Raw genomic sequence first — 2834 nt, forward strand, 5'->3', positions numbered from 1 at the left:
GAACAAGACTATGAAACACTAACCGCAAACGGCGGGCCAAGCCACAAGATTAGTACGAACGAAAACGATGAGGTTACCTTGAAGATTGGCGCTAGCGTTGATCCAGAGGTGGATGGCCAAGTAAGTGATGACGCTGATGGTGATGATGCAGATGGCATCGACGATGAAGATGGCTTTGACCCTGCGAGCATCATGTTCGTCACGGGCCAGAGCGTCGATATCGATATCCCGGTGATGAACATGACGGGGACTCCGGCTAAGCTAACGCTGTACATTGACTGGAACAACAATGGTGACTTTAACGACGCAGGTGAGATGTACTTTGTGGAAGTACCGGATCAAGCCACAAGCGTTACACTAGCAGACATTGTACCACCGCTGACAGCGACGATCAACGATGACCTTGGTTTCCGCTTGCGCTTGACCACGGATATGGCAATGAGCCCTACAGGCCCTGCACCTGACGGTGAAGTGGAAGACTACGAAGTAGTTGTAATGGGCTTTGATTATGGTGATCTTAATGACCCTGCAGTTGGTACTGACGGTGATAATACTGATCCTGATACCCCTGCTGATTACCAGACCACCATTGCTGATGGAGGTGCTGCGCACAAAGTTCTTACGAATGAAGAGGACATGGTTATCTTGAAGATCGGTGCATCTGAAGAAGATGAAGCGGACGGTCAGCCAAGTGCTGATGCCGGTATCACCGGAGGTGATGATAACAGCGAAATTGACGACGAAGACGGTTTAGACCTGAACAACATTCCATTGTTCATCTTAACACAAACGACGACTTTGGAGATTCCGGTCATGAACATGACTACTGAGGAAGCGACGATTGCTGTATACCTGGATATGAACAAGGATGGTTTCCTAGATCCTGCAACGGAGAAGTTTACAGCGCCTGTTGCTGATGGTGCTACCAGTGTAACGGTAAACGTTGGCCCAATTCCTGCGGATGCAGTAGTTGGCCAAGATTTAGGTCTACGTATTCGCCTGGCTAATGACATGGACGAAGTAATGACTTCTACAGGTATTGCGAATAGCGGTGAAGTAGAAGATTATATGGTACAAATCATCGGCTTTGATTATGGTGATTTACCAAATACTTATACCACAACTGGGCCTGATGCTCCACGCCACATTATCTCTGAAGCGCTTAAGCTCGGATCATGTGTAGATTCGGAGCTAGATGGTATTCCTGAGCCTATGGCTGGTATGATGGAAGGAGGTGATGATGCTGATCCTGGTTTAGTCACTTTCGGTACTTGTACTGATGGTAGCGACGAAGACGGTATTGTATTCAGCCATCCATTTATTCCTGGCAATGAGTCATGTATCACCGTAAGTGCGATGAACATGACTGGAGCTGATGCCGTACTACAAGTATGGATCGACTGGAACGGCGACGGTATGTTTGGTGCTGGTGAAGAACTGGCATTCGCTGACGGAATAATACCTGATGGTGGTGTTGCAGATGCTGAATACTGTTTCCCTGTACCTGATGTAGTTGCTTACAGCGAAGGATCTTTATTCGTTCGCGCTCGTTTGAGTTCGGATGGCGGTCTTGCTCCTAACAGCCAAACTGGTGCAGTACCTTTTGGTGAGATTGAAGATTACAAAGTCAAGCTTAGCAAAGTAGGTAACCTGGTATGGGAAGACTACAACGGCAACGGCGAACAAGATGAAGCTGGTGACCTGGGGCTTAATGGTGTAGATGTAGAGCTATTATGGTTTGGCCCTGATGGCGATGTGAATACGACCGATGATAACCGTACTTATACGGTAACGACAGGAAATGACGGCACCACGGATGGTGTTTACAACTTCTGTGGCTTAAATCCTGGTACTTACAGCATCAGTATTCCAACCTTACCTGGTGACTATGTACCTACCTGGTCTGATATTCCTGGCGATGATGTTATCGACAGTGACGACCATGCAGGTGTTGAATTTACCATAGTAGACCCAATGGGCCTACCGGAAGGCGAAAACGGCACGGGTGATAATCCTGGTGGCATCAACGGTTTCCCTGATATGCAGGATGACCTGAGTTTCGACTTCGGAGCTTACATTCCAGCAGAACTTGGAGACTACGTCTGGCTTGATGAAAGCTATGAGAACAATGATAATACGCAGGTAAGTACTGGAAGTGTACCTGATAGTCCGATTGAAGGTGTGACTGTTACCTTGACAGGAACCAACAATATCGGTCAGCCGGTGATTCTGGTACTGATAACCGATGTGAATGGCTACTACAAGTTCGAAGGCCTGGCACCTGGTAGCTATAAAGTGACCTTTGATGCCAGTACTGCCCTCGATGAGTGTGGACCGATCTTACTGGCAGTAGCTCCGAACTCTCCAAATGGAGATGATACGACGGACTCTGATCAGAATGCTGATTTTATGACGCCATTCTACGATCTGTTCTCTGGAGATGATATCGAAACGGTTGACGCTGGTTTTGTAGAGCCTCCGATCGAACTGGGCTGTATCGCTAACCTGAACGTAACGCTAGATGCAAGCTGTAGCGCTACGATTACTAAAGACATGATTCTTACGGGACTGGATGGCTGTGTTGATGAGTTCATCATCACGGTTGACGGAACGGATAGCAATGTGATCAGTGGCTGTGGCGAACACACCTACATGATTCAGATTGTTGAAGATGGCGAGATTGTCTACACCTGTTGGGGTACGATCTTCGCAGAAGACAAGACGGATCCGGTAGTAGACTGTCCTGCTAATACGGACGAAGTAACGGTAGATTTTGCTCTCCAGACCCTGGAAGGTAGCATCGACGGCACCGAGCCAACGATTGTTCTTGATGA

General features: G+C 47.8%; 1 protein-coding gene. It reads left to right on the plus strand.

Annotated features, from left to right (window positions below):
- Positions 1–2834, plus strand: a 2834-nt coding sequence (locus A3EU_RS31870; protein WP_044086909.1) for a GEVED domain-containing protein, incomplete at both ends; no start/stop codon positions are given.

The sequence above is a fragment of the Lewinella cohaerens DSM 23179 genome (assembly GCF_000379805.1).
Classification (GTDB): domain Bacteria; phylum Bacteroidota; class Bacteroidia; order Chitinophagales; family Saprospiraceae; genus Lewinella; species Lewinella cohaerens.